The organism is Alistipes sp. CAG:29, assembly GCF_000435435.1.
GTDB classification, from domain to species: Bacteria; Bacteroidota; Bacteroidia; order Bacteroidales; family Rikenellaceae; genus Alistipes; species Alistipes onderdonkii.
Genome location: NZ_FR893439.1, coordinates 1 through 12,460 on the forward strand (window position 1 = coordinate 1; position 12,460 = coordinate 12,460).

Annotated in this window: 11 protein-coding genes and 2 pseudogenes; 2 read left to right on the plus strand and 11 right to left on the minus strand. The window is 62.1% G+C overall.

What is annotated here, in order from left to right:
- The 11 genes and pseudogenes from QVP03_RS04425 to QVP03_RS04475 form a co-directional block, all read right to left on the minus strand.
- Positions 1–623 (minus strand): annotated as a pseudogene (locus QVP03_RS04425) (primosomal protein N'); the annotation flags it as partial.
- Positions 623–1,519: a YitT family protein gene (locus QVP03_RS04430; RefSeq protein WP_026318497.1), complete on the minus strand. Its 897-nt coding sequence runs from the start codon at positions 1,517–1,519 to the stop codon at positions 623–625. The pseudogene QVP03_RS04425 and the gene QVP03_RS04430, both read right to left, overlap by 1 nt.
- 11 nt (positions 1,520–1,530) lie before the next feature.
- Positions 1,531–2,487: a TIGR01212 family radical SAM protein gene (locus QVP03_RS04435; RefSeq protein ID WP_022332375.1), complete on the minus strand. Its 957-nt coding sequence runs from the start codon at positions 2,485–2,487 to the stop codon at positions 1,531–1,533.
- 2 nt (positions 2,488–2,489) lie between these two features.
- Positions 2,490–3,905 (minus strand): DNA/RNA non-specific endonuclease, encoded by a 1,416-nt coding sequence (locus tag QVP03_RS04440; RefSeq protein ID WP_288210638.1) that lies wholly within the window; start codon positions 3,903–3,905, stop codon positions 2,490–2,492.
- 98 nt (positions 3,906–4,003) lie between these two features.
- Positions 4,004–4,459, minus strand: a complete 456-nt coding sequence (dtd, locus tag QVP03_RS04445) for a D-aminoacyl-tRNA deacylase (protein WP_022332377.1) — start codon at positions 4,457–4,459, stop codon at positions 4,004–4,006.
- Positions 4,460–4,470: 11 nt separating this feature from the next.
- Positions 4,471–5,157, minus strand: coding sequence for an RluA family pseudouridine synthase (locus QVP03_RS04450; RefSeq protein ID WP_018696544.1), 687 nt, complete (start codon positions 5,155–5,157; stop codon positions 4,471–4,473).
- A 30-nt stretch (positions 5,158–5,187) separates the two neighbouring features.
- Positions 5,188–5,643 carry a cytidine deaminase gene (locus QVP03_RS04455; RefSeq protein ID WP_022332378.1) on the minus strand — a complete coding sequence of 152 codons (456 nt, stop codon included), beginning with the start codon at positions 5,641–5,643 and terminating at the stop codon, positions 5,188–5,190.
- A 157-nt stretch (positions 5,644–5,800) separates the two neighbouring features.
- A complete protein-coding gene (locus QVP03_RS04460; RefSeq protein ID WP_022332379.1) occupies positions 5,801–6,490 on the minus strand; it encodes an SIMPL domain-containing protein in 690 nt (229 codons plus the stop codon).
- A gap of 187 nt (positions 6,491–6,677) precedes the next feature.
- Positions 6,678–8,087 (minus strand): 23S rRNA (uracil(1939)-C(5))-methyltransferase RlmD, encoded by a 1,410-nt coding sequence (rlmD, locus tag QVP03_RS04465; protein WP_022332380.1) that lies wholly within the window; start codon positions 8,085–8,087, stop codon positions 6,678–6,680.
- A gap of 154 nt (positions 8,088–8,241) precedes the next feature.
- Positions 8,242–9,387 carry a hypothetical protein gene (locus tag QVP03_RS04470; RefSeq protein WP_022332381.1) on the minus strand — a complete coding sequence of 382 codons (1,146 nt, stop codon included), beginning with the start codon at positions 9,385–9,387 and terminating at the stop codon, positions 8,242–8,244.
- 17 nt (positions 9,388–9,404) lie between these two features.
- Positions 9,405–10,256, minus strand: a complete 852-nt coding sequence (locus QVP03_RS04475) for an alpha/beta hydrolase (RefSeq protein WP_022332382.1) — start codon at positions 10,254–10,256, stop codon at positions 9,405–9,407.
- Positions 10,257–10,409: 153 nt separating this feature from the next.
- On the opposite strand from QVP03_RS04475, the pseudogene QVP03_RS04480 reads away from it, so the two are divergent.
- Positions 10,410–11,103 (plus strand): annotated as a pseudogene (locus QVP03_RS04480) (MBL fold metallo-hydrolase).
- 6 nt (positions 11,104–11,109) lie between these two features.
- Entirely contained in the window at positions 11,110–12,381 is a 1,272-nt protein-coding gene (locus tag QVP03_RS04485; RefSeq protein ID WP_022332384.1) for a M1 family aminopeptidase, read from the plus strand.
- The last annotated feature ends 79 nt before the right edge of the window (positions 12,382–12,460 follow it).

Genomic DNA, 12,460 nt, shown 5'->3' on the forward strand with positions numbered 1-12,460 from the left:
GATCCGCCGCGCTCGACGGTGCGTTCGCGCTCCGCCGAGACGATGTACCCCTTGCGTTCGAGGGCATGCAGCACGGCATAGTCGGCCCGCAGCAGGCGCCGTGCCACCTCGCCCGTCGGGATCCGCTCCCCGTCCCCGGCCGAGGCCAGTTCGAGGAGCGCTTCGTACTGCCTGGGCGCACGCCTTTCAAGCTTCTCGAAAGCTTCGTGCAACCGTCCTTCGTCGTGCAGCCCGGGCGCCAGGGCCACGTAGCACTCCGTACGGGGGCGGAACTCCTCTTCGGTAAACTCCTCCTCCGTGTCGCCCGAAGGCTTCATCAGCGACGGCAACCCCACGCGCATCACCTCGCCCGGCGTGCACATGTAGTATGCGGCGACCCACTCCCAGAAGGCCATTTGCTGCGCCGAGAGCAGGGGTGCGCCGTACAGGACGCGCTGTATGGGTTTGACGGTTTTGAACGGGGGCCGGCGGTCATGCACGCGCCATACGATCCCCGTGTAGAATTTGCGGGCGCCGAACTGTACGGCCACGGCCTGCCCCGCCTCGACATGCATCCCTTCGGGCACTGCGAACGTATAGGCGGGCTGCGCCAGCGGCAGGACTATATCGGCATAGAGGGGCATCAGGGTTTACTGATGGCTTGGAACCCCTTGCCGTAGACGCCCATCACCGATCCCACGGTCATGAAGGCTTCGGGGTCGATCGTCTTCACGAACTTGAGGATCATCGTGGTCTCGCGCTTGCGGCAGACCACCATCACGATCTTCGACTCCTTTTTGGTGTACCACCCCTGCGAGTCGATGAGCGTCACGCCGCGGTGGATATTGTCTACGATGGCCTGCGCCATCTTCTCATAGTCGTGCGTGACGATGAATACCTGGCTCGACTGCTGGTTCCCGGCCATGATCATGTCGACCGTATAGCCGAAGACCGCGGTCATCACGTAGCCGTAGATCACCGTGTCGATATGGAACCCCACGAGCATCGAGGAGCCGATGATCACGAAGTCCGAATAGATGACGATCTTGCCGTAGCTGATCGTGCGGTACTTGTTGATAATCATGGCGGCGATGTCCGTGCCGCCCGTCGAGCCGCCCTGCATGAAGCAGATCGCCACGCCGATACCCGCCAGGATGCCGCCCAGGATCACCGAAAGGATCCGTTCCAGATGGAGGAAATCCCCCTCGGGCAGCACCGACTGCCAGAAATTCAGCCCCAACGATATGACGCAGACGCAGAACACGGTCTTCACGCCGAAGTTCCATCCGATGATGAACCCCGCCACGAGCAGCAGCACGCCATTGATCAGGAAAGCCATCGTACCGATCTGGATACTTATGCCGGCCCAATGTTCCACGGCATGGCACAGCACGCGCGAAAGGCCCGTGGCACCGCCTCCGGTACCGTCGGCGGGCATGATGCATCCGATCCATGCAAAAGAGTACAGCATCATGCCGACCGTCATCAGGAAGTACTCCTTGAAGGTTTTCAGCACCTGCTCCATAGTGATGGGTTTCATAGCGACGGGTATTAGTGATTCGAGCACAAAGGTATAAAAATTTCGCCTTGGTATGCACCGCGCTCCTCCAATCTTTTTTCGAGCATCGCCAGCAGGGTTTCGTTGCGGATCAATCCCCAGTTGCGGCCGTAATGGTAGCGGGGCGGCGCCTCGCTGGCAAAGCGTTCGACGACCAGGTCGGGCCTCAGCCGCCGCAGTATCTCGACGAACAGGTCGATGTACTGACCGACCTCCCAGAAACGGAACCTGCGGGGGTCGGCATCGTACTGGGCGGCCATCGGCGTGCCGCGGAAAACCTGCAGCTGGTGGAATTTCACCGTCGTGAGTGGCAGCGAATTGATCGTTGCGACCTGTTCCAACAGCATTTCGTCGGTCTCGCCCGGCAGTCCGAGGATGAAATGCGCCCCCACGTGCAACCCCCTTTCGGCGGCCATCTCCACGGCCCGGCGCGCGCAGGCGAAATCGTGGCCGCGGTTCACGGCGCGCAGCGTCTCGTCGCAGGTCGATTCGATGCCGAATTCGACCGCCACGTAACGGTCGCGCGCTATCTCCGCCAGATAATCGAGCTTCTCGGCGTCCACGCAGTCGGGGCGCGTCCCGATGACGATACCCGCCACGCCGGGATATGCGAGGGCCTCGCCGTAGAGCGCCCTGAGCCTTTCGAGCGGGGCGTAGGTATTCGAAAAAGACTGGAAATAAACCAGGTAGCGCGACGCCGCACGGTAGCGCCTGCCGTGGAATTCGATCCCCTCGGCGATCTGCCGCCCGATGCTTTTGGCCGGTATGCAGTACGAGGGAGTGAACGCCCCGTTGTTACAGAACGTACATCCTCCCTCGCTTATCTTCCCGTCGCGGTTGGGACACGTGAACCCGGCATCGACCGAGATTTTCTGCACCCGCCCGCCGAACGTGCGGCGGAAATACCCCGAATAGGAGTTGAACCGCCTGTGGTCGCCCCACGCATACATGCCTACAACCCCCAGTCGGAAGCGTTATAGGTATCCTTCGGCGCATTGGGCACGTTGGCGAAGAAGGTAAACCCGGTAAGCTCTTCGATCTCCTTCACCGATCGCATGTCCCCGGCCTGCGGGTCGTGCCCTTTCCCCATGGCATGGCTCATCACGAAAGCCGCACACTGCAATTCGTCGGCGGCACAGTTCAGCACGGATTTATTCGTATTCCCCTTCTTGGTGCGCAGGCAAAGCGTATAGAACATCGTCGGCACATCGGTGGTGATGTTCCCGAAGCTCGTGCTGCGCTGCGGGGCGCTGTTCCCGTAGGAATCCGTCCACTTGTCATAATAAGCTCCGACCACCACATAGAGCGTATCGGCACACCAGTAGTCGTCGATCTTGTCCTCGAGGTTGTTCCACGCACCGTCGCCGGTGTTGAACGTCGAGCCGTGCTGCGCCGCGATATTGGTGTAATACGACACCTGCTTGTTCATGCCGCTCGTCCGCGAACGCTCGTAGTTGCCCAGCATATGCCCGCGGTTGTAGGGCGAGCCCATCGAAGCCTTCGAGCCCGAAGGCTGGATAGAGGACGGGATAACCGGATCGGGGCCGTAATTGCGGTTGCCCGAACTGCCGACATAACAATTATGGACAGGAGCCGCCACCCATACCGGACTGTGGTGCTCGGCACTGTAACATACCGTAAAGTTCCGGGCCTCATGCCCGTCGACTTTAAAATCGGGGCAAATATGGTAGGCGTAATGATAATCGCCGTTGTCCGCCTCGACCGGCAGCTCCGCCCAGCCCGCGTATTTCGTCCTGCCGTCCCCGCCGCCGGCCGCGGATGTGGCGAATGTCCCGACGGTGCTTCCGAAGGTCGTTCCGCCGACCACGACGCACACCGGAATTTGTACTCCGTCGAAGCGCTCAGGCCCGTAAGCCGGGCGCTCTTGGCGCCGGGTTCGGTCGCGACCGCCACGCGCTGCCCGTCGTCCGAGGTCGTCCCGTAGAGGAAATAAGCCTCGGACACCTCCTTGCCGCCCGTATATTCGAACGTGCAGGAGACAGTCGCCGAAGAGGCCGTCACCTGCGAACACTCCGGCACCCCGAACCTCGGGTCGTCCGGCAGCACCGGGTTCTCCCCCGTTTTGACGACGACCGGCTTGCTCTGCATCCGGCCTCCGCTCCCCATGTCCACATAGGCGTAGATCAGGTACGACGTCTCGGCATCGAGCCCCGTCAGGCGGCAGGACATCACCTGCCCGTCGACCGTCACGTCGGTCGTCTCCGTGAAACTCCCCGTATCGTCGGAGCGGATCGGCGCATAGGCGAATCCCGCCTGCGCCGAGGAAAGCACGCCGTCGCCGAATTTCGTCCGGCACGACACCTCCACGGTCGTCCCCGAAACCCCGGCCTCGGGTGCGTAGAACCATTTGGTCTCCTTTCCTGTCTCTTCGTCGTTGCAGGAGGCGAAAAACGCCGCCATCCCGGCACACAAAACTACTAAAAATCTCTTCATGCTATTTTTTGGTTAACAATCCCTCATTTTCGAATCGATCCAGATGGTTACCGGGCCGTCGTTCACCAGCGCCACCTGCATGTCGGCGCCGAATTCGCCCGTCATCACCTCCCGCCCCAGAAGCTCAGCGACACGTGCCGCGAAACGTTCGTACATCGGGTACGAAACCGCCTCGGGCGCCGCCTTGATATAGGACGGGCGGTTGCCCTTGCGCGTCGAGGCCAGCAGGGTGAACTGGCTCACGACCAGCACCTGGCCGCCGACCTGCCTCACATCGAGGTTCATCACCCCCTGTGCGTCGTCGAAGATCCGCAGGCGAACGAGCTTGCCCGCCAGGTATTCGACGTCCTCGTCCGTATCGTCCGCGCCCACGCCGAGCAGCACCAGCAGCCCCGCCCCGATCTGCGACCGGAGCTGGCCGCCGATCGTGACGGAAGCGCTCTTCACACGTTGTATCAGTATGCGCATACTCCAGGCAGTCAACGGTTTTCGAAATAAGCCCACAGGTTGTCGTCCGCAGGCACGGGCGCCGTGACCGCCACGGGCTCATGGCGCACGGGATGCTCGAATTCGACGCTCCGCGAGTGGAGCGAAATGCCGCCCCCGGGCAGCGAACGCCGGGCGCCGTATTTCAGGTCGCCGCGGATCGGGCACCCGATCTTCGACAGCTGGGCGCGTATCTGGTGGTGGCGCCCCGTCAGCAGCTCCACCTCCACGAGCGTATAGTGCGTCCCCGCGCCCAGCGTCGCATAGCGCAGCCGCGCCTGCTTGGCGTCGGCCTTCGGCGCATCGCAGGCGCGCGAACGGTTGGCACGTCCGTCACGCAGGATGTAGTGGCACAATTCACCGCTCAGCGGATCGGGAGCCTGCTCGGTCAGCGCCCAGTATATCTTACGGATACGCCCTTCGCGGATCATTTCGTTGAGCCGCGTGAGGGCCTTCGAGGTCTTGGCGAAGAGCACCGCGCCGCTCACCGGACGGTCGATCCGGTGCACCACGCCGAGGAACACCTCGCCGGGCTTCGCATCGCGGCGTTTGATAAAGGCTTTGATCTGGTCTTCGAGGGCACTTCCGCCCGACGGGTCGGGCTGCACCAAGTCTCCGCAGTGTTTGTTGACCACCAGCAGGTGGTTGTCTTCGTAGAGAATATCTTCCGGTGTAAACATGTTCGGGGTATTGAGTCTGACGGTTCCCTCTCACAGCACGAACGTGAAGGGCAGCAGCCGTGCCGCCGTATCCACGACGGTGGCCGTACCGTTTCCGCTCATGATGACCCGCATGGGCGAGCCTTGGCGGCGTTCGACATCGACCATCACCTGCCGACACTGGCCGCAGGGGTAGCACTCGCGCGCGGAGGGATTCGAAGCGATGGCCAGCGTCTCGATCGGGTCGTCGGCATAATTGGCCTGCGCGTAGAACATCAGCGAACGTTCGGCGCAAAGCCCCGCCGGATACACCTCGCTCTCGAAATTGCTTCCGTAGAGGATCTTCCCGCTGCGCAGGCGCGCCGCCGCCCCGACCCGGAAGTGCGAATAGGGCGCGTGGGCGTTCTCCGTGGCCCGCTGGGCCTCCGCGACCAGCCGGCGGTCGGCATCGGACAGCCCGGCGAGGGCCGCATAGTGCTCGTAATTGAAACAGAACTGCTTTTCCATAACTCCTCCTGTTTTTAGGGGCAAAGTAAACAAAGATAATATAAATTTCGCAATCGTCCAACAACCGGGGTGTTTTTCCCGCCGCGGAGCGCATCTCCGGGGACGACGAAGAGGATGCCCCTCGGGGACACCCTCTTCGACATACGCTGCCGGACGGCTATTCCAGCACGAATTTCGCCTGGACGTTGTACTGCAACTTGATGGTCTTGAAGTCGAGCGGCTCGTCCGCTGCGGCATCCTCGGCCAGACCGGCCGCCTTGGCGCTGCGCATCACGGCCATGTTGTCGTAGAAGACCGGCATCACGTTGTTGTTCGAATCGTAGATGTAGAAGCATTTGCCGACATTCTGCCCGATGGCCTGGGCCAGCGTCTGCGCGCTCTGCTTGGCATTCTGCATGGCCTCCACGCGCACCTGTTCCTTATACTGGTCGATCTTCGAATGCGACACCTTCAGGATCGAGACATTCGAAATCCCCAGGTTGTCCAACGCCTGCCACACCTTCGAGACCTCGGCCGCCGACCCCAGCTGCAACTGGTACTTGGCCGTCGCCACCGACGTGTTCTTCTTGAAGAACTCGCTCGACAGGTTTGCCACCTTGAGCTGCTTCTCGACGTTCACACCGAGCCGCTTGAGCGCCGCGATCATGTCGCGCTGCTGGCTCTCGACCGAAATCTTGCCTTTCGAGTCGCGTTCGTTGATGATGACCGAGAGGTAGAACTCGTCGGGCGTGATCTCCTTCTCGGCGCGCCCGTTGACCTGAATATAGCTGGGGAATGCCTCCTGCACCTGTGCCGCCGCGGGAAGTGCCATCAGCGCCACCGCCGCAATTAAAATCAGTTTTTTCATGTTTTCCGTTTTTTTAGGTAACTGTCTTGCAAATAAAACGCCAAAACCGCAGGATACTGCATCGCCCCGGTCTGTTTTTCCGGACGCGGCTCCCTGCGCGGCATTAATAAAAACGCCGCACGCCTGCTTTTATTGCCATCTCGGTTTCTCCGCCCGGACGAAAAAGATCCCGGGAGCGGCTTCCGGGTCACCTCCTCACCAGCTTTACCACGTTCTCGACATGGTGCGTATGGGGAAACATGTCCACGGGCTGCACAGCCTCGACGCGATAATCGGCGTCGAGCAGCGCCAGGTCGCGCGCCTGCGTAGCCGGGTTGCAGCTCACGTAGACGATCCGCTCGGGCGCGGCACGCAGGATCACCCCGATGACCGGTTCGTCGACGCCCGCACGCGGCGGGTCGAGGATGACGACGTCGGGGCGGCCGTTGGCAGCCACGAATTCGTCGCAGAGCACCTGCTTCATGTCGCCCGCATAGAAAGCCGTATTGCCGATGCCGTTGATTTCGGAATTGATTTTCGCGTCGGCGATCGCCTCAGGCACATACTCGATGCCCACTACGCGGCGGCAGTGCGCGGCGCAGAAATTGGCGATGGTGCCCGTACCGGTATAAAGGTCGTAGAGCACGTCTTCGGGTTTCAGGTCTGCGAACTCGCGCGCCACCTTGTAGAGCTCGTAGGCCTGTTCGGAATTGGTCTGGTAGAACGACTTGGGGCCCACCTTGAAACGCAGCCCCTCCATCTCCTCGACGATATGGTCTTTGCCCTTGTAGCACACCGGATCGAGGTCGCCCACCGAATCGTTGAGCTTCGTGTTGACGATGTAGCACAGCGAGGTGATCTGCGGGAACACGGCCGCCAGATGGTCGAGCAGCGCCGCGATCCGTTCGCGGTCGTCCGCACCGAAGACCACGGTCACCATCACTTCGCCCGTCGAGGCCGTGCGGACGATCATGTTACGCATCAGCCCCGTATGCTCGCGGGCATTGTGGAACGTATAGCCGTTCTCGACGCAGAAACGTTTGGTCTCCATCCGGATGTCGTTCGACGGGTCGGGCTGCAGCCAGCATTTGCGGATGTCGAGCACCTTGTCGAACATGCCGGGGATATGGAACCCCAGCGCGGGCGCAGCGCCGATGTCCGCACCGCCCTCGACCTCCTCGCGCGTCAGCCAGCGGCGGTCGGCGAAGGTGAACTCGAGTTTGTTGCGGTAGAACTGCGTCCGGGCAGACCCCAGGCACGGGGCGATTTCGGGCAGGGCGATCTTGCCGATGCGGGCCAGCTGGTCGCGCACCTGCCCGGTCTTGAAGCGCAGTTGCTCCTCGTAGGGAAGGTTCTGCCACTTGCAGCCGCCGCAAACGCCGAAATGCTCACAGAAGGCCTCGGCGCGCAGGGGCGATTTCTTCACATAGCGGACGACGAACCCCTCCATGAACCGGCGGCGTTTGGAGCGTATCTGCACATCCACCACGTCGCCCGGCACGGTCAGCGGCACGAACACCACCACGTCGTTCCAGCGTCCCATCGCCTTGCCTTCGGCGGCGAGCGTCGTTATTTCGAGCCCCTCGACGAGGGGGTAATTTGCTTTTTTTCGGGCCATAATCCTGATTTTGCCGCAAAGATAGTGCAAGCCGAGCGCAGATGCAAGCCCCGCTTGCAATATGCCGAGGCGCCGCCTGTCTAAGCCGAAATTCCTTTTGAGGCAAAGATAGTGCAAGCCGAGCGCAGATGCAAGCCCCGCTTGCAATATGCCGTCACGCGCCCTTTTCCCTCTTCCTGCGACCCCGCTCGCGCACGCCGCCCAGCCAAAACCCCAGGGCGAACGGCCCGCCGATGAGCACCACGAGTGCCAGCACCACATACAGCAGCACCTTGCCGACCAGTCCCGGCACGGCGTCGAGCGTCCTCTGTACCACGCCGTCGGCCGACTCGCGCAGCTGGTCGACCAGCGCCTGCCGCTCGGCGGTCACATACCGCTGCAACTCGTCGCGCTGGCGGTCGAAGTTGGCGAAGGCGTTGTCGAGGCTGTAATTCATCGTATATATCAGCTGCGTAACCTGCTTGTTGAGCTCCTCCAGCACCTTGTCCGAAATTTCGGGCAGGTGCTCCGCGACGACCACGATCCGGGTGAAATTGCGTTCCAGCGAGTCGAGGCGGGCCCCCACCTCCAGGCGCATACTGTCCTGCTGCAACTGCATCGCGATCAGATCCTTCGACCAGCCGACGCTGTTGGCCAGCTGCTGCGTCTGGCCGCTTACGCGGTCGTTGACGTCGGCCAGCACTTCGGCGATCGACCCCGTGGCATAGGCATGCTCGATGCCGTTCGCACGCAGGAATTCGATCCATGCGAGGGTCGTATTCGAACCCTCCATCTCCCCGTCGGCGGGGTTCTCGCGTACATAATCCGCCACGAACCGTTCCATCAGGCCGTAGCGGTCGACCGCCAGCACCTGCCGCGCCAAACGTGCCGCCCGGCGGTCGAGCCGTGCGGCGGCATCGCGTGCCAGGTCGCTCTGCGCCCCGAACAGCAACGAGTCGGGCGCAGCCGCAAAACCTTCGTCCATGCGCCGGCAGAGTATCCACATGTCGGCCAGCGCCACGTCGGGAATACCCTGCATGGCGGCCGAAACCCCGGCCCGCGTGGCACGTATCTTCCACCTCACGGCTGCCACACGCGTCGCGATGTCGGGCGCCGCAGCGGCGATCGAGTCGGCCGTACGCGACACCTCCGAGGCCATGTCGTAATAGAAACCGCGCGTCATGGTGCGGATATTCATCTCCTCCTTCGACAGCGGATCCCCCGTCGCCACGGCCACCTTCAGCAACGAACACCCCGTGAGCGCCAACACGGCGAACAAGGCTGCCGCAGCCATGCAAAGCGTATATCTGTTCATTTTCATACCCGTCCTCCCCGCAACTACCGATCCATTCTCCGCTCCATTTCCCGGATATAACGCACCGCGACGAAATGCCCGGCCTGCGGCATGTTACCGTGGTCGAAGCCGTCGAACTCGCAGATCCGCACGTCGGGATGCCCCGCCACGCGCATCATGCGCCAGAAGTAGGCGTTCTCCTCGTAGCGCCCCAGCATCTCCCGCTCGCGGTCGCCCGAAAGGATCAGCATCGGGCGGCAGTCGGGGCGCACGTAGCTCAGCGGCGCCATGTCGTCCACCAGCGGCTGCGTATCGGGCAGCCCCAGTTCACGGCGCCGTTCGAAATGCGTCACCACCTGCCCGCTGTAGGGGATCAGCGCCACGAACGCCGTATCGGGGTCGATGCCGTAAGGCTCCAGCCAGCGCTTGTCCAGCCCGATCATCGACGTGAGGTAACCCCCTGCCGAATGCCCGGCCACGAACACCCGCCCGGGGTCGCCGCCGTACGAGGCGATGTGCTTCACCACCCATGCCGCCGCTGCGGCCGCATCGTCGACACAGTCGGCGACCTTCACCGCCGGCGAGAGGCGGGGGTCCNNNNCCGCCGGCGAGGGGCGGTACCCCACGCCCACCACGGCCAGGCCCTTGTCTTTCAATGCCTCGGGGATCTCGCGCTGTCCGCCCGTCAGCCCGCCGCCGTGGTACCACACCACGGTCGAAAAGCCGGTTTTTCCGACCGGATAATAAATATCCAGCCGGCACATCGTGTCGATGTTCCCATCGCCCGCGGCATCGCGGTAGGCAATGTCCTTCACCGTCTTATAGGCGCCTTCCTGCGCCACCGCCCCCGTGCCGCACACGGCCAGCACGAAGAACAAAGTAACCAATCGTTTCATCCCAAGAGAGTTTATTCGGGTCATAAAGATAGGTAAAATCCCGCAAAAAGCACTATATTTGCAGGAAATATACTCCGCTCAGACAGGCAGACAGCCGGCATCCGGCCCGCACTGTCTTTCCGGAAACAGGAACCGCAAAAAAACGCCAGCACCATGAAAATAGCCTGCCTGCAATTCAATCCTATCCAGGAAAACACCTATGTCGTCTGGGACGACACGCTCGAAGCCGTCGTCATCGACGCCGGCAACAGCAACCCGCGCGAGGACGCCGCGCTCGACAATTTCATCGCCGAACACGGGCTCCGACCCGTCCTGGCGGCCAACACCCACGGCCACTTCGACCACACGCTGGGCGTCGCCCACCTCAAAAAACGCTACGGCATCCCGTTCGCCATGTCGCTCAAGGACGCCTTCCTGCTGGACAACGCCTCGACGAGCGGCAGCATCTTCGGCGTGCCCGTCGGCGAGATGCCCTCGGTGGACACCGACCTCGACACGACGCCCGAAATCCGTTTCGGGCACACCGTCCTGCGCGTGCTCCGCACGCCCGGCCATACGCCCGGCCATGTCGCGCTCTACGAACCGCAGTCCAAATCGCTCTTCACGGGCGACACGCTCTTCCCCGAGTCGATCGGGCGCACCGGCCCGCGAGTCGATCGGGCGCACCGACCTGCCCGGAGGCGACTATTCGTGGATCATGCGCTCGATCCTCGACATCCTGCTCCCGCTGGGCGACGAGGTGCACGTCTACCCCGGCCACGGGCCTGAGTCGACCATCGGCCACGAAGTGCTCTACAACCCCTTCATCGTCGAAGTGTTGAACGAGGAAGTGAACTATAAGGATTAGCCCGCCATGAAACTGCGTATTGCGATCACCTGTCTTTCAGCCTGCCTGCTCCCCGCCCCGGCACTCCGGGCGCAGGATTCCCCGCGCGTGGCCTGCTACGACCTGACCGTGCGGATCGACGTGCCGGAGAGGCGGGTCACGGTCGGCGGGTCGTTCGATGTCAATTTCCTCGGCAGCGACTCGATCGCACTGGTGCTGTGGCGCCACGCCCGTATCGACACGATGCGCTGCGACGGCCATGAAGCGGCCTACCGTTTCGATACGCTCGCCCCCGCACCCACCCGGTTCATTCCCGACGGACGCGCCCTGACCCTTTACCGGCCGGCCGGGAGCCCCGACCGTTGCCGCATCGGCACCCGCTACACGCTCGACATGCACGAGGTGCAGGGCCCCGCAAAATCGTTCAACGACCGCTGGATCGAGATCGGTTACTATACGGGATGGTATCCCGTCTGCAACGGCACCTCGGCGGATCGCTCGCACCTGCGGATCGGCATTACCGACGGCTATACGGTGAGCGGATCGGGTATTATTTCCCGCACGGACGACGGCATGTGGGAGATGGATCAGCCCTGGGAGGGTTTCGACAATGTCATCCTGGCCTCGCCCGTGCTGAAAACCCGCCGCATGAGCGACAACGGCACCACCATAGAATTCATCTACACGGATTTTCCGGATGCCGACGCCGAATCGGCGCTGAACTGCAGCTACGACGCCTTGAAATTCTTCCGGCGGCTTTACAAGATCGCGGAAGAGGAAAATACCTATATAAAGTTCTCGCTTTCAGCCTCCGGCACTTCGGGCGGTTACAGCCGCAAAAACTTCATTACGCTCAATTCCGGGTCTTTCAACGAATATATACTCAGAAATACCGCCCATGAAATCAGCCATTTCTGGTGGAACAAAGCCCCTGTCGAGTCCTGGCATGACTGGCTGAACGAATCTTTCGCCGAATTCAGCGCCCTGCAATACCTGCGGCACGCCCGCGGCGAAGAGGCCTACGCCAAGCGCGTCGAAATGTACCGCGAAAAGACGCGCCGCATCCGTCCGATCTGGGGGATCGACCGGGCCGACCGCGAAGCGCACACCGCACTTTACGAGAAGGGATCTGTCCTGTTGGCCGACCTGCTCGTCCGGGTGGGCGAGGAACCCTTCTTCGACTTCCTGGCGGCTGTGATCCGGGCCCGCATCGCAGACACCCCGGCTTTCCTCGACCTCGCCGAAACCCGGTTGGGCCTCGAAAACCGCAACTGGATCGAACAACGATTAAAACAATAAAACCCGGAACCGACCTTGAAGACACTGATCCATAAAATCCTCTATAAAACCCTGCCGCTCGAAGGATACCTGCGCGCCG

Excerpts from the sequence above, each read along its gene's own strand:
- QVP03_RS04430 (WP_026318497.1), bottom strand. The coding sequence starts at position 1,519 with ATGAAACCCATCACTATGGAGCAGGTGCTGAAAACCTTCAAGGAGTAC.
- QVP03_RS04435 (WP_022332375.1), bottom strand. The coding sequence starts at position 2,487 with ATGTATGCGTGGGGCGACCACAGGCGGTTCAACTCCTATTCGGGGTAT.
- QVP03_RS04440 (WP_288210638.1), bottom strand. The coding sequence starts at position 3,905 with ATGGTTCTACGCACCCGAGGCCGGGGTTTCGGGGACGACCGTGGAGGT.
- dtd (WP_022332377.1), bottom strand. The coding sequence starts at position 4,459 with ATGCGCATACTGATACAACGTGTGAAGAGCGCTTCCGTCACGATCGGC.
- QVP03_RS04450 (WP_018696544.1), bottom strand. The coding sequence starts at position 5,157 with ATGTTTACACCGGAAGATATTCTCTACGAAGACAACCACCTGCTGGTG.
- QVP03_RS04455 (WP_022332378.1), bottom strand. The coding sequence starts at position 5,643 with ATGGAAAAGCAGTTCTGTTTCAATTACGAGCACTATGCGGCCCTCGCC.
- QVP03_RS04460 (WP_022332379.1), bottom strand. The coding sequence starts at position 6,490 with ATGAAAAAACTGATTTTAATTGCGGCGGTGGCGCTGATGGCACTTCCC.
- rlmD (WP_022332380.1), bottom strand. The coding sequence starts at position 8,087 with ATGGCCCGAAAAAAAGCAAATTACCCCCTCGTCGAGGGGCTCGAAATA.
- QVP03_RS04470 (WP_022332381.1), bottom strand. The coding sequence starts at position 9,387 with ATGAAAATGAACAGATATACGCTTTGCATGGCTGCGGCAGCCTTGTTC.
- QVP03_RS04485 (WP_022332384.1), top strand. The coding sequence starts at position 11,110 with ATGAAACTGCGTATTGCGATCACCTGTCTTTCAGCCTGCCTGCTCCCC.